The sequence below is a fragment of the Okeanomitos corallinicola TIOX110 genome (genome assembly GCF_038050375.1).
GTDB classification, from domain to species: Bacteria; Cyanobacteriota; Cyanobacteriia; order Cyanobacteriales; family Nostocaceae; genus Okeanomitos; species Okeanomitos corallinicola.
Genome location: NZ_CP150886.1, coordinates 4,857,003 through 4,881,891, shown reverse-complemented (window position 1 = coordinate 4,881,891; position 24,889 = coordinate 4,857,003). Strand labels below are relative to the sequence as shown.

At 36.2% G+C, this 24,889-nt stretch carries 20 protein-coding genes; 16 read left to right on the top strand and 4 right to left on the bottom strand.

Annotated features, from left to right (window positions below; genetic code table 11):
• Positions 1–31 precede the first annotated feature (31 nt).
• The 6 genes from WJM97_RS21500 to WJM97_RS21475 all read left to right on the top strand — a co-directional run bounded on the left by WJM97_RS21500 (position 32) and on the right by WJM97_RS21475 (position 7,150).
• Positions 32–1,087: a TerY-C metal binding domain-containing protein gene (locus WJM97_RS21500; protein ID WP_353930797.1), complete on the top strand. Its 1,056-nt coding sequence runs from the start codon at positions 32–34 to the stop codon at positions 1,085–1,087.
• Between the two features lie 6 nt (positions 1,088–1,093).
• Positions 1,094–1,594 carry a CAP domain-containing protein gene (locus tag WJM97_RS21495; protein ID WP_353930796.1) on the top strand — a complete coding sequence of 167 codons (501 nt, stop codon included), beginning with the start codon at positions 1,094–1,096 and terminating at the stop codon, positions 1,592–1,594.
• 42 nt (positions 1,595–1,636) lie between these two features.
• Positions 1,637–2,275, top strand: a complete 639-nt coding sequence (locus WJM97_RS21490; RefSeq protein WP_353930795.1) for a VWA domain-containing protein — start codon at positions 1,637–1,639, stop codon at positions 2,273–2,275.
• A gap of 128 nt (positions 2,276–2,403) precedes the next feature.
• The gene (locus WJM97_RS21485; protein ID WP_353930794.1) at positions 2,404–4,227 is read left to right on the top strand and encodes a PP2C family serine/threonine-protein phosphatase; all 1,824 of its coding nucleotides are present in this window, start codon (positions 2,404–2,406) and stop codon (positions 4,225–4,227) included.
• A 2-nt stretch (positions 4,228–4,229) separates the two neighbouring features.
• Positions 4,230–5,663: a kinase gene (locus WJM97_RS21480; RefSeq protein WP_353930793.1), complete on the top strand. Its 1,434-nt coding sequence runs from the start codon at positions 4,230–4,232 to the stop codon at positions 5,661–5,663.
• 11 nt (positions 5,664–5,674) lie between these two features.
• Positions 5,675–7,150 (top strand): hypothetical protein, encoded by a 1,476-nt coding sequence (locus WJM97_RS21475; RefSeq protein ID WP_353930792.1) that lies wholly within the window; start codon positions 5,675–5,677, stop codon positions 7,148–7,150.
• A 144-nt stretch (positions 7,151–7,294) separates the two neighbouring features.
• Here WJM97_RS21475 and miaA read toward each other — a convergent pair whose 3' ends face one another.
• Positions 7,295–8,191, bottom strand: coding sequence for a tRNA (adenosine(37)-N6)-dimethylallyltransferase MiaA (miaA, locus tag WJM97_RS21470; protein WP_353930791.1), 897 nt, complete (start codon positions 8,189–8,191; stop codon positions 7,295–7,297).
• Positions 8,192–8,376: 185 nt separating this feature from the next.
• Here miaA and gyrB point away from each other — a divergent pair, with 185 nt between their 5' ends.
• Both gyrB and rpoD read left to right on the top strand, forming a co-directional pair.
• Complete coding sequence (gyrB, locus tag WJM97_RS21465) at positions 8,377–10,314, top strand: DNA topoisomerase (ATP-hydrolyzing) subunit B (protein ID WP_353930790.1); 1,938 nt, start codon at positions 8,377–8,379, stop codon at positions 10,312–10,314.
• A gap of 1,243 nt (positions 10,315–11,557) precedes the next feature.
• Positions 11,558–12,730: an RNA polymerase sigma factor RpoD gene (gene rpoD / locus WJM97_RS21460; RefSeq protein ID WP_353930789.1), complete on the top strand. Its 1,173-nt coding sequence runs from the start codon at positions 11,558–11,560 to the stop codon at positions 12,728–12,730.
• A gap of 145 nt (positions 12,731–12,875) precedes the next feature.
• Here rpoD and WJM97_RS21455 read toward each other — a convergent pair whose 3' ends face one another.
• Entirely contained in the window at positions 12,876–13,055 is a 180-nt protein-coding gene (locus WJM97_RS21455) for a chlorophyll a/b-binding protein (protein ID WP_353930788.1), read from the bottom strand.
• A 285-nt stretch (positions 13,056–13,340) separates the two neighbouring features.
• Positions 13,341–15,836, bottom strand: coding sequence for a DNA gyrase subunit A (gene gyrA / locus WJM97_RS21450; RefSeq protein WP_353930787.1), 2,496 nt, complete (start codon positions 15,834–15,836; stop codon positions 13,341–13,343).
• Between the two features lie 297 nt (positions 15,837–16,133).
• On the opposite strand from gyrA, the gene WJM97_RS21445 reads away from it, so the two are divergent.
• Positions 16,134–16,538 carry a response regulator gene (locus WJM97_RS21445; RefSeq protein WP_353930786.1) on the top strand — a complete coding sequence of 135 codons (405 nt, stop codon included), beginning with the start codon at positions 16,134–16,136 and terminating at the stop codon, positions 16,536–16,538.
• A 699-nt stretch (positions 16,539–17,237) separates the two neighbouring features.
• Here the strand turns inward: WJM97_RS21445 and WJM97_RS21440 are convergent.
• On the bottom strand, positions 17,238–18,125 hold the full coding sequence (locus tag WJM97_RS21440; RefSeq protein WP_353930785.1) for a tetratricopeptide repeat protein: 888 nt from the start codon (positions 18,123–18,125) through the stop codon (positions 17,238–17,240).
• A 160-nt stretch (positions 18,126–18,285) separates the two neighbouring features.
• Between WJM97_RS21440 and WJM97_RS21435 the strand changes: the two genes are divergently transcribed.
• From WJM97_RS21435 to WJM97_RS21405, 7 genes are all read left to right on the top strand, one after another.
• A complete protein-coding gene (locus tag WJM97_RS21435; RefSeq protein ID WP_353930784.1) occupies positions 18,286–18,876 on the top strand; it encodes a TetR/AcrR family transcriptional regulator in 591 nt (196 codons plus the stop codon).
• Between the two features lie 213 nt (positions 18,877–19,089).
• Positions 19,090–20,562: an efflux RND transporter periplasmic adaptor subunit gene (locus WJM97_RS21430; RefSeq protein WP_353930783.1), complete on the top strand. Its 1,473-nt coding sequence runs from the start codon at positions 19,090–19,092 to the stop codon at positions 20,560–20,562.
• A complete protein-coding gene (locus WJM97_RS21425; RefSeq protein WP_353930782.1) occupies positions 20,559–21,776 on the top strand; it encodes an ABC transporter permease in 1,218 nt (405 codons plus the stop codon). Before WJM97_RS21430 ends, WJM97_RS21425 begins: the two co-directional genes overlap by 4 nt.
• A 263-nt stretch (positions 21,777–22,039) precedes the next feature.
• Positions 22,040–22,804: an ABC transporter ATP-binding protein gene (locus WJM97_RS21420; RefSeq protein ID WP_353930781.1), complete on the top strand. Its 765-nt coding sequence runs from the start codon at positions 22,040–22,042 to the stop codon at positions 22,802–22,804.
• 230 nt (positions 22,805–23,034) lie between these two features.
• Positions 23,035–23,754 carry a hypothetical protein gene (locus tag WJM97_RS21415; RefSeq protein WP_353930780.1) on the top strand — a complete coding sequence of 240 codons (720 nt, stop codon included), beginning with the start codon at positions 23,035–23,037 and terminating at the stop codon, positions 23,752–23,754.
• Between the two features lie 2 nt (positions 23,755–23,756).
• Positions 23,757–24,479 (top strand): hypothetical protein, encoded by a 723-nt coding sequence (locus WJM97_RS21410; RefSeq protein WP_353930779.1) that lies wholly within the window; start codon positions 23,757–23,759, stop codon positions 24,477–24,479.
• Positions 24,480–24,483: 4 nt separating this feature from the next.
• Positions 24,484–24,888: a hypothetical protein gene (locus WJM97_RS21405; RefSeq protein WP_353930778.1), complete on the top strand. Its 405-nt coding sequence runs from the start codon at positions 24,484–24,486 to the stop codon at positions 24,886–24,888.
• The last annotated feature ends 1 nt before the right edge of the window (position 24,889 follow it).

Here is a 24,889-nt window from a genome sequence, read left to right as displayed (position 1 = left end):
AATTCTTATTTCCTTGAATGGAGAAAAATGGATGTCAAATTATTGGCGACGCTTACCCATTTATTTATTGTTAGATTGTTCGGAATCTATGGCTGGTGATGCTTTTTTTTCTCTAGGAAATGGTTTAAATGCCATGATTGGGGAATTAAAAACAAATCCCACAGCATTAGAAACTGTGACTATTAGCATCATTACATTTTCTAGTAAAGCCAAACAAATCATACCACTGACAGACTTGTTAAAGTTGCAAATTCCTGAATTAGTTTTAGGTTCTGGTACAGCAATGGGGTCTGCTTTAGAACTGTGGACACAATGTATGGAAAGGGAGGTAATGAAAAGTTCAGCAACACAAAAAGGAGACTATAAACCTATTTGTTTTATTCTCACAGATGGAGAACCTACCGATAGATGGGAAGACATTGCTGATCACGTCAGAAATAATATTGTTGGTAAACAAGCCAATGTGATTGGTGTCGCTTGTGGACCCGATGCAGACACCAATAAACTATGTCGAATTACCGAAACAGTTATTGTTTTAAAGCAAGCAACATCTAGCAGTTTTTCTAGATTTTTTAAATGGATTTCTGCTTCTATTTCTACCACCAGTGAAAGACTGGAAAGTTCAGGAAATAAAGGAATTTCTTTACCCGCCCTGCCTGAAGAAATTGAAATCCAGCAAACTGGAAAACAACAGCAATTTACCACATCAGATCGTCATGTTTTCCTTCACTCTAAATGTATTCAAAATCGTGCTTTTTATCTATTGAGATATACCAAAATTATTGATCAAATAGATTTATTGGGCAGCAGTAATAAACCAGTTTATCAAGCTGTTGCTGCCCATCCTTTAGAAAACTTTGAATTTGCAGAAGGAGAAAAAACACCAGGATTACAAGTTTCGACCAGTCAATTACTAGGTTTTCAACCTTGTCCTTATTGTGGTAATTCACTCTGGGGAATGTGTTCTAATGGTCATGTTCATTGTTGTCCTGAATATCAAAACTCTATTAATATCACTTGTCCTTGGTGCAAGGTGACAGATACATATTTACCCCAAAGTTTTGATGTTGGTAGTGGTGTGGGATAGTTGAAAGTGAATCAAAATAATCAAGTAGTCATATCTATTTCTACTCTAGAGCAGGAAATTCATCAACTAATTAATCAAGAGAGACAAAAATATGGACTGATTTTACTATCATTTGATTTTGACTTAGCAAATATCGCTAGAAAACATAGTCAAGATATGCTCAATAGAAATTTTTTCAGTCATCAAAATCCAGAAGGGCAAAGTCCCACAGATAGGGGTAAAATAGTGGGATTTAATTGTCATAAAAACTATGGCAGTTATTACACAGAAGGTATTGCGGAAAATATCTTTAAAAGCCATTTATACAACTCTATCACTTACTATAATGGTGTCCCTGATTATAATTGGATGAGTCAAAAAGAAATCGCTCAATCTGCTGTTAATGGTTGGATGAATAGCCCAGGACACAGAAAAAATATCCTCACCAAAACCTATGATATTGAAGGCATAGGTGTGGCTGCTTCTTTAGAAAGTCAGGAGATTTATATAACTCAAAATTTTTGTTGATTTCGCCAAAATTAAACGATTTAATTCAGGAGTTAAAAAATTATGTCTCGTCGTTTACCTGTTTATCTAGTTTTGGATTGTTCTGGTTCAATGTCTGGAGACCCTATTCAAGCAGTGAACCAAGGAGTAAAGGCACTTGTAGCCGAACTCAGAAGCGAACCCTACGCCATAGAAACAGCCTATTTATCAGTAATTACTTTTGAAAGTACCGCTCAACAAGTTTCTCCATTAACAGAATTATTGACTTTTAAAGAACCGACTTTAGTTGCTGGTGGTTCTACTTCAATGGGTGCTGCACTCAAACTTTTATCAAAGTGTTTTGATCAAGAAGTGAAAAAAGCCAGCGATACACAAAAAGGAGATTGGAAACCTTTAGTATTTTTAATGACAGATGGAATGCCTACAGATACTTGGGAAAAAGCGGCTGAAGAATTGAAAAAGAAAAAACCAGCTAATATCATCGCTTGTGCTGCGGGTGCAGGTGCTGACGAGTATAGTTTGAAAAAAATAACGGAGATAGTTGTGAAATTAAATAATTTACAACCAGATGATCTCAAGGCTTATTTTAAATGGGTTTCACAGTCTATTAAACAAACATCTCAAAGTGTGGCTCAAGTCATGGCAGATGATCAACCTATTACCTTACCTCCACCACCTCCAGGAATTACGATTATTCCTTAATATAGGGCTAATATTTGATTTTTGGAATAATATGTAGGGTGCGTTAGCGATAGCGTAACGCACCAAAGCTTAAAATTTGATTGAAAATTCGATATAGAAAATTTGAATAGGGAAGGTGGTTAATTAATATGTCAGAATCAGAAAAAAAGTTACGAGAATTAATTAAACTGTTTGGCTGGAAACTTTACCTTGAACCACCATCGGATGAATTAAAAAGTAAATGGGAAAATTTTATTCAAGATCAAAAAAGCCAAGATTTAGTTTCAAAAATATGTGATTCTCTTGGTGATTTAGCCAAACAATCTCTTCTTAATAGATTTGGTGTTAATGCTCAAAAATTATCAACAGATGATCAACTAGAAATATCAGAAATCAATAAGCTATGGACTCAAATTTTAGATCGGTTAACCAATGATACAATTAAAGAAGATGATATCCAATTTTGGAAACTTATTATACAAAATAAATTAAAACCAAAGGTATCCGCAGCTATTGCTGAAGTTTTAAAAAGTCATTTAGAAAATGAAAATCAAAAAACAGAATTACCACAAAGTTTAGAAAATACTCCACAAATTAAACCTACAATTGGACCTATTGCTCCGTGGAAACCTGAACAGGAACAAACTGTAACATCTACAATTGAAACTCCCAAAAATGATGTAAAAGTCACCGAGAACAAAATTCCCGAAAAAACCATACAAGAAGTTAACCCATCAATAGGAATATGGAAATACCTTCCTATCCCAGAAAATGAACCAGATAAGTATGATGAATATATTTCTAAACAAGAAAAATCCCCAGAAGGATTAAATTTGATTGGTGCGAGAGTGCGAGGAAAAATGCACAAACATAATGGCACTAATTGCGATGATTGGTTTGAATTTACAGTGAAAGATAAGTGGACAATTATTGCAGTATCCGATGGTGCTGGGTCTAAAAAATTATCTCGTATTGGTGCAAAAGAATCCTGTCAAGCAGCAGTAAAATATCTGACTGATACTCTTGAAAATCACCAAATTCAAGAACGCATGACAAAAGAGCAGTTATCTACTGATCTTCAGAGAAATTCATCTTGGAAGTTCCCAGGAGCAGACATAGAATTTGTGCAAAAAACCTTACATGAAGCTATGCAGAAAGCTTATGATGCTGTAGAAAATAAGGCTAAAGAAGGTAAAAATTTTGTACCTTATTATAAAGTTCTCGATAATAGAGAAGCGGAAATTAAAGACTTTTCTGCTACATTACTCCTAGCAATACATACAACTATTAAAGTCGGAGAAGAAAGTTACAATTTTGTTCTCACTTGTCAAGTTGGTGATGGAATGTTAGCGGCTATTTCTCAAGAAGGAAGACTAAAGTTATTAGGTAAAGCAGACAGTGGAGATTATGGAGGACAAACTGAGTTTTTGACATCTAAAAGTAAACTAGAAAAAAATAATCTCATTCAAAAAACATTTTTCTTTCCTGGAAATCTTAAATGTTTAATGGTGATGACTGATGGTGTAGCTGATGATTATTTTCCTAACGATCCGGCAATGTTAGAACTCTATGGAGATTTAGTTTTAAATCAAATTATCAATATTTCTAAACCTGATGAATCTGAAATTGTTGAACAATTGAGAATAACTCCTTTAGGAAGTCTCAGCGGTATTAGAGATGTAAAAAACAATTTCCAATCAATAGTAGAAAGAATTATTGATCCTCATCAACATAATGAACCTCAAAAAATATCAATTTCTTCTGTGGCTGATTATGCCAAAGAATTAAATAAATCTGTTGCTGAAGTTGTCGCTTCACCACCACTGTTAGCTGCTGGGATTATGGATGAACCAATGTGTCAACAATGTCAGAATATGTCAACAGCAGAAAAGTTATTAATTTGGCTGGATTCTTATTATCAAAAAGGTTCTTTTGACGACCGCACATTAGTAGTTCTTTATCAGGATGTATAATTATGGAAATAGCAACTCTCGCAGATGGTAGCACTATTGAATACCTGCCAGATATGATCGGTGAAGGAGCAATGAAACAAGTTTACTTTACCGCTGATAAATCATCAGTAATTTGTTTCTACAAAGATCAAGATGCTGGTTCAGATGTGAATCGGATGCAACGATTAGAGAAAATTTTAGGTGCTTTTAATCCCACAATTGATAAAACTGGTGAATACTTTAAACAATTATTTTGCTGGCCGACAGCCATAGTTGTTAAACCACAATTAGGAATTATCACCCCTACTTACCCAGCTAATTACTTTTTTGAAACAGGTTTTTTAACAGGTAAAGAAAAAGAAAGTACCTGGTTTGTTAGACCAAAACCACGTTCTATGTTACCTCCGGAAGAACAAGGTAATTGGATTAACTATTTACCAATTTGTATTCGTTTAGCACGTTCTGTCAGACGTTTACATCAAGCAGGTTTAGCACACTCTGATTTATCAAACAAAAATGTATTAATTGACCCTATTTCTGGACAATGTATAGTAATTGATATTGATTCTTTAGTTGTTCCTGGTTTATTCCCACCCGATGTTTTAGGGACAAGAGGATACATTGCACCAGAAGTTTTAGCTACTATTCATTTACCACTTAAAGACCCTAAACGTCAAAGTCCTTCCGCAACTACAGATCAACACGCCTTAGCTGTTTTGATTTATCAATATTTATTAGGAAGACATCCCCTAGACGGACCAAAAACCTATCCCGCAGCTTCCGCAGAAGAGCAAGAACGTTTAGAAATGGGATTGAAAGCATTATTTATTGAAAATCCCCACGACTCATCTAATAAACCTCCAGATTTAAAAATCCCATTTACCGCTTTGGGTCCTCATTTGAGTAATCTATTTCAAAAGGCATTTATTAAAGGTTTACACTCAGTAAATGAACGTCCAGCGGCTATTGAATGGGAACGCGCCCTAATTAAAACCTGTGATTTACTTCACCCATGCCACAATTCTTATTGTTCCAGTCATTGGTTTATTCTACATGACACATCTAATGTAAAGTGTCCATTTTGTAGCTCTAAACCTAAAGGAACTATACCTATTTTAAGATTACGTTCAGAACGTCGTCCTGGTCAATGGACATTAGATACACAGTTGGTTATTTACCATGAAATTAATCTATTTAAGTGGCACGCCTTTAGTAATATTTTTCCTGGTGAAGAAGTTGATAAAACTCCTCAAGCCCATTGTATTTTTCATGAAGGAAAATGGTTATTAATCAATCAAAATTTAACTTCTCTTACTTCTCCTGGTGGTAGTCAAGTTGCACCTGCTCCCCAACCAGGACAAGCAGGACAAGCTATTGAGTTAAAGGATGGAATTTCATTCCGACTTTCTCAAGATCCTCATGGCAGAATGGTAGAAGTACAAATACTAAAACTATAACTAAAAAACTCATGTTTAGCATCCTAGAACAATTAAAACAATGGCTAAGTCAGTCTAATCAGACTAATGAGAATCAAAATATTAATCAAAAGCAAAAACAGGTTATTGAATCTCCAAGTCCAAAAATAGAAACTCATCACATTCAACCAGAAAACCTAGAAGAATCAATTTTAGAAACTTCTAATTCTACTAGCATTGAAAAATTTGAAAAAATAGAAACTCCGATTAACACACCTACTTATAAATCTGTACCAAAGACTTTACAAGATCAACTAAATGAACTACAAGCAAATGCCACATTATCACTATGGCCTCCTAATGGCGAATACACCGGACCAATTATCATTAATCATCCTGTAGTCTTAGATGGAAAAGGAGCGACTATTTGGGCTACTAAAGGGCCTGTTTTATCTATTAGTTCCGAACAAGTAACTATTCGTAACCTGAAAATTGAAGTAACAGGAGAAACGGAAATTGATAATTCTGAAAATAATTGTGCAATTTTGGTTAAGTCTGTCAAAAACTTAAACTTTGAAAATATTGAAGTCAGAGGTTCAGTCATGGGTTTATCTGAAGAAGAAGGTGAATGGCAATATCCATCTGTTCTAAATATAGGAAGAATTGCTTATGGAAAAGAATATAACTTTATCTGCCGTGTTATTGTTCCTGTTCAATGTCAAATTATCTCAGAAATATCAGGAATTGATTTTAATAATCTTCAGCTAATTCCTGGCAAAAATGAAATTAACATTCATATAGAAAAACTGCCACAGGATACTTTAATTAATGGTAGTATTTATTTGGTTTCTGCTAATCTAAAACGAAGAATTTCTCTAACTGCTCACATTGTCTCTTTACTAGAACCAAATACTTCAGCAATTGATAATGATGTGATTTGGGAAGCAGAATCTTGGTCAAGTTTTGTAGAGGAAATCACATCACAGAATATAAATATAATTGATGTTTCTGAAAAAGAATCGGTATCAGAACCGAAATTAATAATTAATCAACCTACTGAAAAAGCTGAAACTTTACTACAAAATAATTCTGTAAAAATAGAAAAAAATAATGAATCTATAACTACACATAGAACTTATATAGAAGTTAAACCAAATCCAATTTTCTCGTTAAAAATAGATAATACTAATCAACAAAAAAATCAAACATCACAAATTGAAACTACTAATAATTCTCAACAGCAATCATCTATTAATCCTATTTTTGAGCAGTTTAATTCTAGTCAAATAGAAAGTAAACAGCAGAATATTCCTCCTGTATCTGAAGTTAATAATTCACCTACTATCAATCCGTTATTTCAACACAGTTCCCCTGTTAATAACTCGATAAATTCCGATCAAGTTAATCAAAAAGATTCATCTCAACAGAGTAATTCAAAAACTAATCCTCAAGCGAGAAAAAGAACACAAGCTAAACCTAATAATATTTTTATGGGAGATATGACGAAGAAAGAAGAACCTAACAAATAGTATAAATTAATTTTTTGTAACCATAGCATTAGAAAAAAAATACCAATGCCTACAAAACATAAACCACCTAACAAAAAGATGCTTCTGTAAAATATATCCATTGTTATTGATGGTTAAATCAATATCTGATTTTTTTGCTGGTCGTTAATCTACCATAAAGTTTTGTATTCTCTGCCAAATATTCTCTAATAAATCTAAATCATTAACATTGAAAGATTCAATTCCTGGAGTTTGCCTAAACCAAGTACGTTGACGTTTGGCAAATTGTCTAGTATGTAAAGCAATTAAATCAGTAGCTGCTTCTAAAGAAGTTTCACCTGCTAAATATTGCTTGATTTCTTGATAGCCTAAAGTATTTAATAACGGTAAATCAACACCATATTTCTTAGACAAATATTCAACTTCTGCTACTAAACCATTTGCTATCATTTGTTCTGTCCGTCTGCGAATCCTCATATCTAAAATTTCCGATTCACAATCTAAATAAATCTGTAAAATTGGATAATTGGGTGGGTTTTCTCCCTGTTGTGCAGACATTGGATATCCCGTAACATAGTAAACTTCTAATGCTCTTAAAGTCCGCACTAAGTCGTGAGCATGAATTTTCTCAGCAGAAATCGGATCAACTTGTTGCAACATCGGGTAAAGTTGATGTTGTCCTAAAGATTCTAATTGCGATCGCAATTCTGGTTGTGGTGAAACTCTAGGAATTTTCATCCCTTTGACAATAGAACGTATATATAAACCAGTACCACCAACTAACAACACAGGAGAAACTCCCAAATTACCAATTAACTTTTGTGTTTGTTCCTGATAATCTGCTACTGTCATTATCTCTGTTGGTTCACAAACATCTATCAAATAATGGGGAACTAACTTCTGTTCTGCTAACGTCGGTTTAGCAGTACCAATGTCAAATTCACGGTACACTTGGCGAGAATCAGCACTCAAAATTACAGAACCTAGTTTTTGCGCTAAACTCAAAGCTAATCCAGATTTACCCGTCGCTGTCGCTCCACAAATTACAATTAATTTAGTCATTACGAATATGTAGAAGTTCTGTAGAAGTTCTTTAATTTTAACTTTTGACTTGACTCCATCCCTTATATAAATTTGTTCTTAAATTGTGCTAGGGACGGCATCAAGGCTTTTGTGTTATAATCTTGGGGTGATTTTGACTTTTTAGCCATTTGGCTATTTTAACCCCAAATATCAGGAGAATTTTCATGACGAGCAGTTACAGCGCCGATCAGATTCAAGTTCTGGAAGGTCTGGAAGCCGTCCGCAAACGCCCAGGGATGTACATTGGTACTACTGGCCCGCGAGGACTTCATCATTTAGTTTACGAGGTAGTGGACAATTCTGTTGATGAAGCTTTAGCAGGTCACTGTACTCATGTTGAAGTGGATATTAATGCAGATGGTTCTGTGACGGTAACAGATGATGGTCGGGGTATTCCTACGGATATACACCCGAAAACCGGCAAGTCAGCTTTGGAAACGGTGTTAACTGTTCTCCATGCTGGTGGTAAGTTCGGTGGTGGTGGCTACAAGGTCTCTGGTGGTTTACACGGTGTGGGTATTTCTGTTGTTAATGCCCTGTCTGAGTTTGTAGAAGTTACGGTTTGGCGTGATAAAAAGGTACATAAACAGAGATATGAACGGAGTTTCCCCGTTACAGAATTGGTAGCAACACCTTCCGAAGAAGATAGAACTGGTACATCTATTACCTTTAAGCCAGATACACAAATTTTTACCACCAGCATAGAATTTGATTACATTACTTTATCCGGTCGTTTACGAGAGTTGGCTTATCTGAATGCAGGTGTCAAAATTACCTTCACGGATCATCGCTTAGAAATTCTCAAAAGTGATACACCCAAAATAGAAACCTACGAATATAAAGGTGGTATTAAAGAATATATCGCCTACATGAATCGGGAAAAACAGCCTTTACATGAAGAAATTATTTATGTACAAGGAGAACGGAATAATGTGCAGGTGGAAGTTTCTCTGCAATGGTGTACTGATGCTTATACTGATAATGTACTAGGTTTTGCTAATAATATTCGTACAATTGACGGTGGTACTCACTTAGAAGGCTTAAAAGCAGTTTTAACTCGGACTTTAAATGCGATCGCTCGCAAACGAAATAAAATTAAAGATGGTGAATCTAACCTCAGTGGTGAACACGTTCGGGAAGGATTAACTGCTGTTATTTCTGTGAAAGTTCCCGATCCTGAATTTGAGGGACAAACCAAAACTAAACTGGGAAATACAGAAGTTCGCGGTATTGTTGATTCTTTTGTTGGGGAAGTTCTCACGGAATATCTAGAATTTCACCCAGCTATAGCTGATTCGATTTTAGATAAAGCTATTCAAGCTTTTAAAGCCGCTGAAGCTGCCCGTCATGCGCGGGAGTTAGTCAGACGGAAATCAGTCTTAGAATCTTCTCCTTTACCCGGTAAATTAGCTGATTGTAGCTCCCGTGATCCGGCTGAATCTGAAATATACATTGTGGAAGGCGATTCAGCGGGTGGAAGTGCCAAACAAGGAAGAAATCGCCGTACCCAAGCAATTCTGCCTCTGCGGGGTAAAATTCTCAACATTGAAAAAACCGACGATGCCAAAATCTATAAAAATAACGAAATTCAATCGTTAATTACAGCACTCGGTTTAGGTGTCAAAGGTGAAGAATTCAACTCTTCGCAATTACGATATCATCACATCATATTAATGACTGATGCTGACGTAGATGGAGCGCACATCCGCACTCTGTTATTAACTTTCTTTTACCGTTATCAAAGGGCATTAATTGAGCAAGGATTTATTTATATTGCTTGTCCTCCACTTTACAAAGTAGAACGGGGAAAAAATTACCAGTATTGTTACAGCGAACGGGAATTACAACAGCACATAGGTACTCTTCCCAGCAACGCTAACTATACAATCCAGCGTTTTAAAGGTTTAGGGGAAATGATGCCTGAACAACTGTGGACAACTACCATGAACCCAGAAACTCGTACCCTGAAACAGGTAGAAATTGAAGACGCAGCCGAAGCAGATCGGATATTTACCATTTTAATGGGCGATCGCGTTGCACCTAGAAGGGAATTTATCGAAACTTACGGTTCTAAACTCAACTTTACTGACTTAGACATTTAAAGGAGGGAGGAGAAAGGTTTAGGCAGGAATGTAAACCCGATCAAGCAAAGCAAAAAGGCTTTATTTTTCACTAAAAATCTTTCCTCCTGCCCCTGTCTTCGGAAACCTTTTGCAGATACAAGTCATATATGATACAAACTACAGTATGAAAACTTCTAAATTTGTATAATTTATATAAAATCAACCTTGAACAATTATCAGTATAAAATTATTCATGTAATAAACACAGAAATATTTGCTAATATTTTCATATACCGTTATGGTAAAAATATTAGAATATATGTATTCAATGCACTTTTTTCATCAGTAAGTAAATAGTTCAGCATAACCAATGACAAATTATTTATCGAATGATTAAAATAGCGTTGTATACAGTAAGAACAGTTTGTCAAGTTGCATAGGGTTGAAATCTTCGCAGTGCGCTAATGTGTTAATAAGGTCGAAAAGAATTGGCAATCAATTCATCTATCAATCGGCTAATTTCGCTAAAACCTTAACTCCTAGTTCGGGTAATTGGCATAGCATATAAAAAGCTTAGTGCCAGAAAATAAGATCCATTAACGTTGCACTATTACCCTATGTACCCACAGACCAACACAGCTTTTCTCTCTGAAATCAAAAATTTACGAAGGAATGCTAAATATGGGTGCATCAAGACTGCTAACTTGAGTGGGACTTTAATTTTCTGTCCCTATGGGAAAATAGTTAAATCTCAAATCTTCCAGGAGCAAGTCTGCCTACCTTTCAATTTAATGAGAAAGCTACTGCCAAACCAAAAAGTTTTTGACAAGATTTAATGGTTTGACTGTTGGTTTTAATGTCTTTTTGATAAAAGTGGCTGCATCTTGGTAAATGGACTGGTGATTAAATCACAAAAAGAGTGCAATTTCTGTGAAACAGGCTACAATCGGAAAAGTCTTGACAAGTAAATAAACCAATATACATAACACATATGTTGAGAATGGTTAATTTATTGATGAAGATACATCTGGTTGCATTCCTAATCAATCAGAAATTGTGTAAAACGGCAACAGCGGCCAATTTTACTTCCCCACAGTCAGTCACCATTCAGTGATACTGATCAAGAAAGTAAAAGACTCTACATTTTTGTAGAGGCCAAAAAACTTAAATTGTCATAGGCAAATTAACCAAAAGCCTATGTTAGTTGAAAAAATAGCTCGATCAAAAGAGCAGTAACCACATCTTGAGTAATTGATTCTGCAAGGAGCATGAGGAACGCGGCATGAACCAGGCTAACAACGTACTCGATAATATTTATCGGCCTGACCTAGAAATGATAAATCCGCCTGATATCGAAGAAGAACTCTTATTAGTCGAGGATGAAGAGGATTTAATACTTACCGATGACGGCGAAATTGATGATTTTTTAGAGCCTCAGACTGATGAGGACGACGCAAAGTCTGGAAAAGCCGCTAAATCGCGTCGTCGGACACAAAGTAAGAAAAAGCACTATACAGAAGATTCGATTCGTCTTTATCTACAAGAAATCGGTCGGATTCGCTTGTTACGCGCCGATGAAGAAATTGAACTAGCTAGGAAAATCGCTGATTTACTCCAGCTAGAGCGAGTTTATGAAGACTTGTATGATCAACTAGAACGTGAACCGGAAATGAAGGAATGGGCAGCAGCGGTAGAACTGCCATTACCCACTTTCCGTTATCGTCTACACGTTGGCCGCAGGGCTAAGGATAAAATGGTGCAATCCAACCTGCGGCTTGTGGTTTCGATTGCCAAAAAATATATGAATCGTGGTTTATCCTTCCAAGACCTCATTCAAGAAGGTAGCCTTGGATTGATTCGCGCAGCAGAAAAATTTGACCACGAAAAAGGTTATAAGTTTTCTACCTACGCTACATGGTGGATTCGTCAAGCTATTACAAGAGCGATCGCTGATCAATCTCGTACTATCCGTCTACCAGTTCACCTCTACGAAACAATATCACGAATTAAGAAAACTACCAAACTTCTCTCCCAAGAAATGGGTCGCAAACCCACAGAAGAAGAAATTGCGACTCGGATGGAAATGACCATTGAGAAGCTACGTTTTATTGCTAAATCAGCCCAGCTACCAATTTCTTTAGAAACACCTATTGGTAAAGAAGAAGATTCCCGGTTAGGAGATTTTATTGAATCCGACGGAGAAACACCAGAAGACCAAGTTTCTAAAAATTTACTGAGAGAAGACCTAGAAAAAGTGCTTGATAGCCTCAGTCCGCGTGAAAGAGATGTGTTAAGACTGCGCTACGGTTTGGATGATGGACGCATGAAAACCTTGGAAGAAATTGGTCAGATTTTCAACGTCACCCGTGAGAGAATTCGCCAAATAGAAGCCAAAGCACTCCGTAAATTACGTCATCCCAATCGTAATAGTGTTCTCAAGGAATATATTCGGTAGAATTGGGCATTGGGCATTGGTAAAAATATTTTTCACCCCATCACCCCACCTTCCCATCTCCTAACTCCATTAATAAATAAAAAACCTGGTAGTTAATTACAATTACCAGGTTTTTTGATTTACAAAAAATGTTGTAGCTCAAAATTTACAGAATACCCCAAAAGTGTAGGAAGCCTTGACCAGAAAACAACTCAATTAAAGTAGCTGCTAAAAAACCGATCATTGCTAGGCGACCATTCCATATTTCTGCTTGGGGAGTGAAGCCCCAACGCCAAGCATTGCGATCTTCGGGTATGGAAGTCATAGTTTTTGTTGCATTAGTCATGGTTCGCACTCCAAACTATATTTACTAAACCTTGTTACTTTATGTAAACTAATATAACAATTTTTTTCAAAAATGCAATGATCATTAATATTAGGGTGGCGATTTATGAAAATATTTTCACAAATCTAAAAAATCACCCCAGAGGAAGAAGACAAACAGGAAAAGGTAAGCTTTATTCCTTACATCTTTTCCTGTTTTCTGTTCTTACAACAGTTGACAAAGTAGTTAAGACATAATTTCAGCTAAAACTTATTGATGGCAAGGGTTTTCACGCGTTAAGTTCATTTATTCTTGCACCTCAATAACACTGATAATTTGCTCATCACGGTTTACTTGTAAGATATTCTCACCTTTGGAATCTCTTTCTAAAACTGGAACTGTATCTACAGAAACTTTGATTACTCGCTCCCTATTGGTAATTAGCGCAACTTCTGAGCCTGGGTTGACACGCACCATGGCCGCTAGATGATCGGTTTTGTTATAAAACTTCAACATTTGAATCCCCAAATCTCCACGATTTGCTGCCCTTAAATTACTCGCAGGTACACGCTTGGCATATCCTTCTTGAGTAACTAACAACAATTGATCATCTTTATCAACAGTTACACAGCCAACCATTTGTTGATTTTTTACCAGACGGAATGCTTGTAAACCCATAGCAGCACGTCCCATCATCGGTAACTGGTCATCATTAACCACAAACCGCAACAAACGACCACCAGAACTAGCTAAAATCAAATGCTGACCTGTAGTAGTAAACTCGCAAAAAGACAACTCATCATCATCTTTGAGTTTTAAAATGGTGATTCCGCGCCGACTAAGATTATTTAATTCCTCCATAGCCAACCGTTTGATCCGCCCCTGCTTGGTCAAAAGCACCATTTGGGTAGTTTCATAAAATTCTGGCAGAACAAAACGGTTCACAATACCTTCTACATTAGCTTGAGCCGTACTGGTCAGCATGGTAATTAATGGTGTTCCCCTGGGAGAACGTCCTGTTGTCAGGGGAATTTCTCCCACTTTCAACGGGTAAACTTTACCCCCTGTGTTGAGAATGAATAAATCTTCTTCAGTGTTAGTTAACTCAGATTTGAGGATAAAGTCATTTTCGTGCAAACTGTTCTCAGCTTTTGGTTTTTTCCCATTGGGGGACAGACGACGCACATAACCACGGTGGCTAAATTCTAAAATGGCTGCTTCTGGTTCAGATACAGGAGTTTTAGATTTTTGATTTCCGTCTGTTTGTATTTTGCCCTTTTCTGCTTTGATGACAGTCTCACTCATGGCGGAAATTTTTGTGCGCCTGGTATCACCATATTTACGCTTGAGACTTCGCAAATCTTTTTTCAAAGACTTGAGTAATTCCCTTCTGTCTTCCAGTAATCTCCGCAATGAGATAATTTGCCCGTTGAGTTCGTTAAATTCTTGCTGTAGATTCTGCTGTTCTAAACTGGTTAGACGGCGTAATGGCATAGCCAAAATAGCGTCTGCCTGAATTTCATTCAATTCTAATTCCTTACAAAGAGTCATTTTGGCTGTACTACCATCCGCAGCTTGCCGTAAAATCCTGATGACTTGATCCACCTGAGATAAAGCGGCTAATAAACCAGTGACGATATTTAATCTGTTTTCAGCTTTCCCTAATTCGTAACTGTAACGTCGGTTGAGAGTATATTCTCGGAAATTGAGAAATTCCAGTAATATTTGTCGCAAGCTTAACTGGCGGGGTTGTCCATCCACCAATGCTAAAAGAATTGCGCCAAAGGTAGTTTGTAAAGCTGTTTGATGATACAGGTGCTGAAGAACATCCTGGGGTTGGGCATCACGTTTAAGTTCAATAACTACTCGCATTCCGTCCCGGTCACTCTCATCCCGTAAGTCAGAAATACCTTGTAAACGCCCTTGATTCACTAAATCTGCGACTTTTTCAATCCAGCCAGCCTTATTAACTTGATAAGGTAATTCTGTGACAATAATTGCTGTTTTTCGTTTCGTACCCCTTGCTGGTGGTATTTCTTCTACTGTCGCTACACCTCGTAATAAGATCCCTCCCTTACCACTGGTGTATGCATCCTGAATTCCTCCATGACCAATAATTTCACCCCCTGTAGGAAAATCAGGCCCGGGTATTAACTCAAATAATTTTTTATCTGTTAAATCTGGGTTGTCAATTAAGGCAATTAAACCATCCACTATTTCCCCTAAGTTGTGGGGTGGAATATTAGTAGCCATCCCCACTGCAATACCAGCGCAGCCATTAAGTAGGAGAAAGGGTAACTGAGCAGGTAATACTGTTGGTTCTTGCTGGGAATTATCGAAGTTACCGATAAATTCCACCGTTTCTTCGCCAATTTCTGCCAGCATTCCCTCGTGACTGACTGGGGACAGGCGTGTTTCTGTATAACGCATGGCGGCTGGTGGATCGTTATCCACGCTGCCAAAGTTACCATGTCCACCTAGTAAGGGGTAACGGCTGGAAAATTCCTGCACTAACCTAACTAGGGCATCATAAACAGCTTGATCACCGTGAGGATGGTATTTACCTAAGACATCACCAACTACGCGAGCGCATTTCCGGTATGGTCTATCTGGTGTTAATCCCAGTTCGTGCATAGCATATAAAATTCGCCTATGCACTGGTTTTAAGCCATCACGGACATCCGGTAATGCCCGCCCGACTATCACACTCATGGCATATTCTAGGTAAGACCGTTGCATCTCGGTGTGCAGGGGTGTTGTGATGACCTGTCCCTTTGAGAGAAGGTTTAACTGTTGTGCCATGAGTTTTTTCCCTGAATTCTAACTATACGAATGTCTTTGAGACTTATTACTGTAGTAACCACTGCATCATCAATAAAATAGTGTTCCTCACACAATTTTGATCTTCAGAGGATAAAAAACCATAGTATTATCCTTAGTATTATCCTTGATATTGGGGATACACATGAGATTATTAAAAAGTTAGCAGGTACTATTTGCTGCATAACTTATCTATACCAAATTGGGAGAGGTTTTATTGTTTCTTCCCAATACCTCATCTAAAATGAATTTTTTTCCCCTTTATAAGTTGAATTTGCCATGAAGACAGTTTTAATTGTCGAAGATGATCCGATTAATGCTCGTGTTTTTTCCAAAATTTTAACCAAGCGGGGTGGCATGGATGTAAAACACACTGAAGACGTGGAAGAGGTAATTAAAATTGCCCAGTCTGGAGAAGCTGACTTGATTTTAATGGATGTTTCTCTTGCACGCAGTATGTATCAAGGTAAATCTGTCGATGGTATCAAAATTACTCAAATGTTAAAGTCTGATCCGCAAACGGCAAAGTTACCTGTAATTTTAGTGACTGCACACGCTATGGAAGGCGATCGCGAAAACTTTCTCAAACAAAGTGGTGCTAATGGTTACATATCGAAGCCCGTTGTTGATCATCAACAATTTGTTGATCAAATTATTACACTTATATCTAATAATGATGTGTAGTTTTTTATTCCTAGTGTCAGCGATATTAAACCATAATTTACCCCATTATCGGCAGTTAGCAGTCAAATTTGTTTACTGCCTCCGTTGATTTTGTTTTATACCTCCTGCAATTGGCTATTTATTTTTTGTTTGTCACTAGGGCTGACTGATAGCCAGCTTGGGGTTCTAATTTTTCTTCCACAGGCAAATGTGAAGTAGGGAGAAATAGAGATAATTCTTGATGTTTCCTGTGATGATTTTTGTCTTTTAAGGTTGTTTTACTTGCCTATTGAGAATATTATGTACTTATGTACTAAAAAAAAGTCAAGTTAGGCCAGGAGGAATTGCTAAATTAGCCTAAAACAGTGATAAATTAATGGACTTTGAACTATAGAAGTTAAATTAATATGCAAGGAATAGCCTTTGATACCATCAAAAATCAATGATTTTTCAGGCTTCGAGAAATTTTTGGCTAATTTTTCAATGGCTCTGTTGATATGTAGATGATGCAATGCTACGTTACCACGAAAAAAATCTACTGGTAAACCCCAGCTATAAAATGGAAAACTGGTAATGGTAAGTTTGATTACCAATTACCAATCAATATTATTACATAGGTAACAGGTTTCAGGTTTTTAGTGGCTGAGACTGACTACTAGGATCATTCTGTGATCTCAAAATTGTGATTCCATTGTCACCAATGTGTTGTAACAGACATTTTTACTGTGCTGGCAGTGAGTTAGGTATAACTACACCTTCTTCCTGGGGTTCTAACACTGATTGCATTTGTGGTAATTCTAAGAACCTTCTTGTGTCTAGCAATAGACGTTCCCCCCAGAGGTTTTCTTTGAGAAAGTTGATGTCAGCATAGCGTTGATCTATTCGCAGTGCTGCCTCTCCCATTCTTAAACCTTGTTGTTGATCGCCTTTTGTGTACATTGCTACTGCTAGGGCTAATAAAGGTTCTGCTGCCTGTTTATCAACTGCTATGGCTGCTTGCCATTGCTTAACTGCACCTTGAATATCCCCCTGTTCATATTTAATTAAACCAATGTTGTTAATTGCTGGCCAAAATTTCTGATCTTGGGAAACTGCTTGATCAAATTTGGCGATCGCCTCTGGTAAACGGCCTAGCATATAATAAGCATTACCCAGGTCAAACAGCCCTTCTGCATCTTTGGGTGTCAGTTTTAATCCATTTTGGTAATATTCAGCTGCTGCTTGATATTTCTTTTGCTGAAAACTGGCTGAACCCAATGCAAAGAGGATATCCGCATTTTTGGGATTGAGAGTTTGTGCTGTCTGTAAAGCGGCGATCGCCTGATCAAACTCTTTAGCTTGCAGATGTAGTCCACCCAACAATAACCATACCTTATCATTTTTCGGAGCTAATTGAGTAGCCAGCCTAGCTCTTGGCAAAGCCATGTCAATCTCCCGAAACCGCGCTAATTGAGCCGCTTCTTGAGCTAAACTCAAACCTTGTGTCTCTAACTTATCTCTATCAATCTGTACTGTATGAGGTATTAGCGCCTGGGCATGAACTGCTTGAGGCATATTCCACAAACTACAGGCTACTAAAAATGAAATCACATGAAGGTGTTTTGGCACACTACCGCCTCTTAACCATAATTAAAATCTTCTTTTCGATAGCTTAGACGATTTCTACGGTAGACGACAGGTTTCCTTGAGGGGAATTAACATACTCCAGTTAGAAAGTTGACATCTATGTTAACTTTTGTTAAATTAATAAGTAATAACATACTTATTTATGGCACGAATAGCAAAAATTACCAATCAGCAAATTTTAGATGCAGCCCGTGAAATCTTCCTTGAACAAGGTTTTGGAGCTTCCACCTTAGAAATAGCTCAAAACGCAGGAATTTCAGAAGCGTCAATTTTCAAACGTTTCTCCACCAAAGAAGAACTTTTTTTTGCATCAATGGGAATTCCCGAAAAATCACCTTGGGGACAAGAACTTGATGCTTTAGTAGGGAAAGGAAACCTGAAACAAAATCTTGTCAAATTGTGTCTTCAAATTTTAGAGTTTAATCGTCAAGTCATGCCACGATTAATGATGTTACGTTCCCGTGGTAATGCTATCCCAGAAATGCTCAATAGAGTAGATTCTAGACCTAGTAGAGATTTGAAAACATTTACTAATTTTTTAGAGAAAGAAATAGAACAAGGAAGACTACGCACCAGTAATCCAAAAACTATTGCCATGATATTGCTGGGATCACTGATGAATTATGTTTTTTTAGAGCAGATGCACCCGACAGGAGATGCACCGATAGATGAACAAATGTTTGTCCATAATTTAGTTGATATTGTTTGGGAAGGAATAGCACCTATTGAATAGTAAAGTCACCCGATCAGGTGATAGCTGATGTGAAATTAAAAGCATAAGATTAATGAATAACAACTAATAAACAGACATTTCTGGATTTGATGTTTTTACCTTTATAAATTGCATAATTACATCTTTATACAGACTTGAGAAGTCATGATATTTTCATCAAAAATTGTCATTAATTAGATCATCAAATATCCTAAATACAAACTCTAAAATCCCATGAATACTCACACAGAAATTCCCCTCATAGGCAAAAAAATCAAATATCCATTACGTTGGTTAATGGGATTAACAGCATCTGGTCTTTTAATCATTGGTACAACCACAGCGATCAAAATAGCAAACGTAGAAAACCGTAAACAAGATATTAGTAAACTCACAGTTCCCGTAGCAGCAAAAACCGTCACCGTAAGAATTACAGCCAGTGGTAAAGTACAGCCAGTCCAAAACGTGAATATTAGTCCCAAAAATCCAGGAATTATCACAGATTTAGATGTTGAACAGGGGCAAAAAGTTGAGAAAGGACAAATAATAGCTCGCATGGATAATTCCGATATTAAAATGCGAATTCTCCAATATCAAGCCAACTTAGAACAAGCAAAAGCACAACTAGCAGAAAGTCAAGCAGGAAGCCGTTCTGAAGACATTTCCCAAGCTAGAGCAAGATTAGCTCAAGCTCAGGCACAATTAGCAATAATTAGGGCAGGAAATCGTGATCAAGAAATTGGTCAAGCTAGGGCGGCAGTAGACTCAGCCAAAGCTCAATTAGAACTAACTCAAGCCAGAGTCAATCGTTATCAAACATTGGCTAAACAAGGGGCTGTTTCTCAAGATTCTTTAGATCAATATATTAGTGAAAATAGGAGAGCCAAAGCTAGTTTAGAAGAAGCCCAAAGAAGATTATCATTACAAAAAGCTGGTAATCGTAATGAAGATATTAAAAGACAAGCAGCCGTAGTTGCCCAAGAAAGAGAAGCATTAAGAAAACTAGAAAATGGCAATCGTCCAGAAGAAATTGCTAGATTCAAAGCTGGTGTAGCGGCTGCAAATGCCCAATTAAAACAACAACAAGTTCAATTAGAAGATACCATTATTCGCGCTCCTTTTGCGGGAATTATTACCCAAAAATATGCGAATATAGGAGCTTTTGTGACACCGACAACCTCAGCTTCTAGTAGTACATCAGCAACTTCTAGTTCTATAGTTGCTTTAGCAAAAGGTTTAGAAGTTTTAGCGCAAGTTCCCGAAACAGATATTGGCAGAATTAAACAGGGACAGCAGGTAGAAATAGTAGCTGATGCTTACCCAGATCAAGTATTTAAAGGACGCGTGCGTTTAATTGCTCCTGAAGCAGTAATAGAGCAAGGAGTGACATCTTTTCAGGTGCGTTTAGATATTGATAGTGGTGTGGATAAACTGCGTTCTGGTTTAAATGTGGATGTTACCTTTTTAGGAGATCGCATTAACAATGCTTTAACTTTACCAACAGTAGCAATTCTCACAGAAAACGGTAAAACCGGCATATTAATCCCTGATGAAAATAATCAACCTCAGTTTAGAGAAATTACAATTGGCACCCAAATAAACAACGAAACTCAAGTTTTAGAAGGAGTAAAAGAGGGTGATTTAATATTTATTAATCCGCCCAAAGAGTACAAAATCAACAAAGAGAAAGAGGAGAAAAAATCATGAATTTCCTAGAAAGTATAGAAATGGCAGGTAAAACCCTGCTATCTAATAAATTAAGAAGTGCTTTAACAATGCTAGGGATTATTATTGGTAATGGCTCAGTCATTGCCATGATTGGTATTGGTGAAGGTGGACAAAAATTTGTCGCTAATCAGTTAAATTCCCTAGGACCAAATGTTTTATTTGTGATTCCCGGTAATGAAGAAACACAACGAGTTTCTAGAGATGTAGTCAGAACTTTAGTATTAGAAGATGCCACAGCAATTGCAACTCAAGTACCAACAGTAGCAGCAACCGCAGCGGAATTAAATAGTAGACAAGTAGTTACTTATCAAAATAGAAATACCAATGTAAACATTATTGGTACAACTCCCAGTTTTTTACAAGTACGTGATTTTGAAGTAGCAACAGGCAGATTTTTCAGTGATATAGATATGAAGCGTAGTAACCAAGTTGTGGTTTTAGGTGCGAAATTAAAAGAAAAACTTTTTGGTAATACTAATCCTATTGGTGAACAAATTAGAATCAAAAATGCCAGCTTTCAAATAATTGGGATATTAACAGATAAAGGTTCAAATTTAGGTGTAGATTATGATGAATCGGCATTAGTGCCAATTATCACCACAGCAAATCGTCTAGTTGGTAGAACTTCTCCCTACGGGTTAGAAGTAACTTATATAGTTGCTTCTGCTCAAGATGCTGATAGTGTAGATGCAGCAGAATTTCAAATTACTAATTTACTCCGACAAAGACATAAATTAGTGGGAGAAAATGACTTTACTATTCGTACCCAAAAAGATGCTTTGCAAACAGTAGGTCAAATTTCCGGTGCTTTGACAGTTATGTTAACTGGAATTGCTGCTATTTCTTTACTTGTTGGTGGTATTGGAATTATGAATATTATGCTAGTTTCTGTGACTGAACGTACCCAGGAAATTGGTTTGAGAAAAGCCATAGGTGCTACCCAACAAGATATTTTAATTCAGTTTATGATTGAAGCAGTTATTGTTTCTATAATTGGTGGTTTAGTGGGTACTACTATGGGAGTTGGTGGCATATTTTTAGTCTCAGCTATCAGTCCTTTAGAGGCGAGTATTTCTCTAGTTTCGATTACAATGGCTGTGGGTATTTCTGGGGGAATTGGTTTATTTTTTGGTGTTGTTCCAGCGCGGAGAGCAGCAAAACTTGATCCGATTGTGGCGTTGAGGAGTGCGTAAATAATTCGTAATTTGTAATTATCTATAGGAGGATATAGCTTGATAAATATTTTTAGTTAGACTTTAATCGTGACAAATTATGAACTAAAGCCTAACTATTTTTCCTACTTTTACCCTTTTTATACCCAATTCCATACAATCTAATTAGCAATTTCTCAAATCAATAATTGTCATTTGTGTTTATTTATAATACAATATCATGTATTATCTGCGGTTACTAAATAATAGTTTTAAACAAGCATTAAATACAGGATTTATCTATCATGTCTAATACTCTCACTATTACCGATTCAATATCTCCTAATTCTGACCCCAAACTAGAAATTATTCGGTTAGAAAATATCTCTAAAGTTTATGGAATGGGAGAAACGGAAGTCAAAGCACTTAATGATATTAACCTAGCTATTAATGAAGGTGAATATTGTGCAATTATGGGGCCTTCTGGTTCGGGAAAATCAACTGCTATGAATATTATTGGTTGTTTAGATCGTCCAAGTTCAGGTAATTATTATTTAGATAATCTTAATGTGGCCAAAATGAATGATGAAGATTTGGCGCATATTCGTAATAAAAAGTTGGGGTTTGTATTTCAACAATTCCATTTATTAAGCCAATTAACAGCTTTAGAAAATGTGATGTTACCGATGGTTTATGCAGGTGTTAAACCAAGTGAAAGAAAAGAACGTGCTACGGAAGCATTAATAAAAGTTGGTTTAGAAAAACGTTTAAATAATAAACCTACCCAACTATCAGGAGGACAACAACAAAGGGTAGCGATCGCCCGTGCAATTGTCAACCGTCCTGTGGTATTATTAGCAGATGAACCTACCGGTGCTTTAGACTCTCGCACTACTCAAGAAGTTTTAGATATTTTTGGTGAATTAAATAGTACAGGAATTACTGTTGTTATGGTGACTCATGAAACAGAAGTAGCAAGTCAAACTAAACGCATTGTTTGGTTTCGTGATGGTCAAGTGGTACACTCTCACCTCACACCAGAGGAATTACATCAATTAGTAGTTGTGTAAATACTTTAATGTTCACAAAGTCATTAACTTGTTGATGGAAAAAGTTTAGATAAATCTATTATGAAGTTTAAGTTAATGCTAGTCTAGCAATAGACTATTTATTGTTAAACTAAATGTGTGAACCGAGTATGTAAATGATAATTTACATCATTTCATAGCTGAGGAGTCATACAATCTGGTTTTTAGTTTAAACCAAACAAAATATAGTACAAAGGTTCTGCAAAAATACTATGCTAAAGGCTACAGATTTCCATCTAGCCATCGTTCAATTAGTGATTTTTACACCAGAGGTATCAACTTTTTCAACTCCCAAAGCATTAGCAACTATTTTGGGTGAATTTTCTCATATATATGATGGAGATGTTCAAACAACACCTTCAAGCGATCAAATTCAAATACCCCCTGATTTTCCTAAAGTAATACTTCAAAGCAAAGATCAATCTCTCAGATTAGAGATAGCACCTCTAAGGATAACTTCTCAATGGGCAAAATTAGAACAACAAGAAACAGAACTACAAAATATTATTAGTCAGTCTCTGGAAGTATTAGAACATTATATTCATAATTTAGAAGTGAAAGTAGGTCGTTTAGGATTAGTTTTAATACGAATACATCAATCAGAAAATCCTTCTCAATTAATTATTGAAAGGCTTTGTAAACCTGAACTACAAAATACCATTTTCAAAAATACAAAAAACCTTGATTTTAGAAACCATCAAAGGATAATACTTGATAACTGTGATGTAAACTCGGTGATGACTTGTAAAACCGGATTAATGAAAATAAATGATATTGAATCTCAAGGAGTGATTGTAGAACAAGATTTGAACACCTTAGCAGAAGAAATGGAACAACGTTCCTTTAAAATAGAAGATCTAAAAAAATATTTTCAATTAGCAGCAGAAGAAGCTGAATTAAACCTGAAAATACATTTTCCAGAGGAGGTTTAGCCATGCTTACAATTTCTACTTCAGAAAAATTTACTTCCACCACTATAACTAAAACAGATATAACAGAATCCAGTAGCTTTAGTTACCCAATAGAAGATATAAATTCCGTTTTTTTGTTTGATTATACTCATCAATGGTCTAACAAAAATAAATCAATTCAATTTAATTCTAGAGAACTTACTAGGTTACGTCAGTATATTGATAGATTAAAACAACAAACTGATTCTATAAATACAATCACAAATATAATTCAACAATTTTATACTCTTTATACTCAAAACAGAACACTAACTATTCCATCTACAGAAGTTAGCACTGAAATTACAATTCCAGATACTATTGCTGAAAAAAGCAATGAATCTAATTTTCAAATTACTCAAAATCGTCTAATAAAAATGCTAAAAAAAGATGAAGAAGATGATTATGGTTTATTAAGACCTACTAATTACTCTTTTGATAAAGCATGGAATTTGTTACAAAACGTATATGAAATCATGAAGGACAATTTTCCTAAAGCATGGGTTTCTACAGATGATGAAGGTAGCATTACACTCACATGGAGTAGATTAGATATAGATGCAGAAATTAGCCTAACCTGTGGATGTGATGCAAATAAAGAAACATATATTTATTATGAACATGGGGAAAAATACGGTGTAGAAAATGAATTCTCACCACAAAGTTTAGCAAAGTGGCTGAAATGGGAATGGCTTAATCAGGTGTGAGTTAATGAGTGAAGAATCAGCCATTATACAGATAAAACCAGAACCTTTACCTTGTGATACCATTGTTTACAGAGCTTTACTTAGACCAGAATGGATTAATGAAGATACTAAGAAAGTATCAGATCAAGCATATTATTTGCGTAAGCTTGAACAAGGAATAGAGAATGGAATCTCTGTGAACATTGCAAAACTCTGTTCACCTGAAATATGTGCTAGAAGATTTAACAAATGTATTGGAGTTGCTAGTCTTCACGTTGGAAAAATTCGTGATATCGATCTCGATGTGATAGTAGATCAGGGTGACCACGCTTTGATTATAGGTTTACCCTTCAAAGATAATGCTTTAAAGCAAGCTAAAAGACTAGCACATTTACTAGCTAAACAGTCACGTATTATCTTGCGATTTTAAA

What these genes read in the sequence shown, in the direction of transcription:
- WJM97_RS21500 (WP_353930797.1), top strand. Translation starts at nt 32, where the DNA reads ATGTCAAATTATTGGCGACGCTTACCCATTTATTTATTGTTAGATTGT.
- WJM97_RS21490 (WP_353930795.1), top strand. Translation starts at nt 1,637, where the DNA reads ATGTCTCGTCGTTTACCTGTTTATCTAGTTTTGGATTGTTCTGGTTCA.
- WJM97_RS21485 (WP_353930794.1), top strand. Translation starts at nt 2,404, where the DNA reads ATGTCAGAATCAGAAAAAAAGTTACGAGAATTAATTAAACTGTTTGGC.
- WJM97_RS21480 (WP_353930793.1), top strand. Translation starts at nt 4,230, where the DNA reads ATGGAAATAGCAACTCTCGCAGATGGTAGCACTATTGAATACCTGCCA.
- WJM97_RS21475 (WP_353930792.1), top strand. Translation starts at nt 5,675, where the DNA reads ATGTTTAGCATCCTAGAACAATTAAAACAATGGCTAAGTCAGTCTAAT.
- miaA (WP_353930791.1), bottom strand. Translation starts at nt 8,191, where the DNA reads ATGACTAAATTAATTGTAATTTGTGGAGCGACAGCGACGGGTAAATCT.
- gyrB (WP_353930790.1), top strand. Translation starts at nt 8,377, where the DNA reads ATGACGAGCAGTTACAGCGCCGATCAGATTCAAGTTCTGGAAGGTCTG.
- rpoD (WP_353930789.1), top strand. Translation starts at nt 11,558, where the DNA reads ATGAACCAGGCTAACAACGTACTCGATAATATTTATCGGCCTGACCTA.
- WJM97_RS21455 (WP_353930788.1), bottom strand. Translation starts at nt 13,055, where the DNA reads ATGACTAATGCAACAAAAACTATGACTTCCATACCCGAAGATCGCAAT.
- gyrA (WP_353930787.1), bottom strand. Translation starts at nt 15,836, where the DNA reads ATGGCACAACAGTTAAACCTTCTCTCAAAGGGACAGGTCATCACAACA.
- WJM97_RS21445 (WP_353930786.1), top strand. Translation starts at nt 16,134, where the DNA reads ATGAAGACAGTTTTAATTGTCGAAGATGATCCGATTAATGCTCGTGTT.
- WJM97_RS21435 (WP_353930784.1), top strand. Translation starts at nt 18,286, where the DNA reads ATGGCACGAATAGCAAAAATTACCAATCAGCAAATTTTAGATGCAGCC.
- WJM97_RS21430 (WP_353930783.1), top strand. Translation starts at nt 19,090, where the DNA reads ATGAATACTCACACAGAAATTCCCCTCATAGGCAAAAAAATCAAATAT.
- WJM97_RS21425 (WP_353930782.1), top strand. Translation starts at nt 20,559, where the DNA reads ATGAATTTCCTAGAAAGTATAGAAATGGCAGGTAAAACCCTGCTATCT.
- WJM97_RS21420 (WP_353930781.1), top strand. Translation starts at nt 22,040, where the DNA reads ATGTCTAATACTCTCACTATTACCGATTCAATATCTCCTAATTCTGAC.
- WJM97_RS21415 (WP_353930780.1), top strand. Translation starts at nt 23,035, where the DNA reads ATGCTAAAGGCTACAGATTTCCATCTAGCCATCGTTCAATTAGTGATT.
- WJM97_RS21410 (WP_353930779.1), top strand. Translation starts at nt 23,757, where the DNA reads ATGCTTACAATTTCTACTTCAGAAAAATTTACTTCCACCACTATAACT.
- WJM97_RS21405 (WP_353930778.1), top strand. Translation starts at nt 24,484, where the DNA reads ATGAGTGAAGAATCAGCCATTATACAGATAAAACCAGAACCTTTACCT.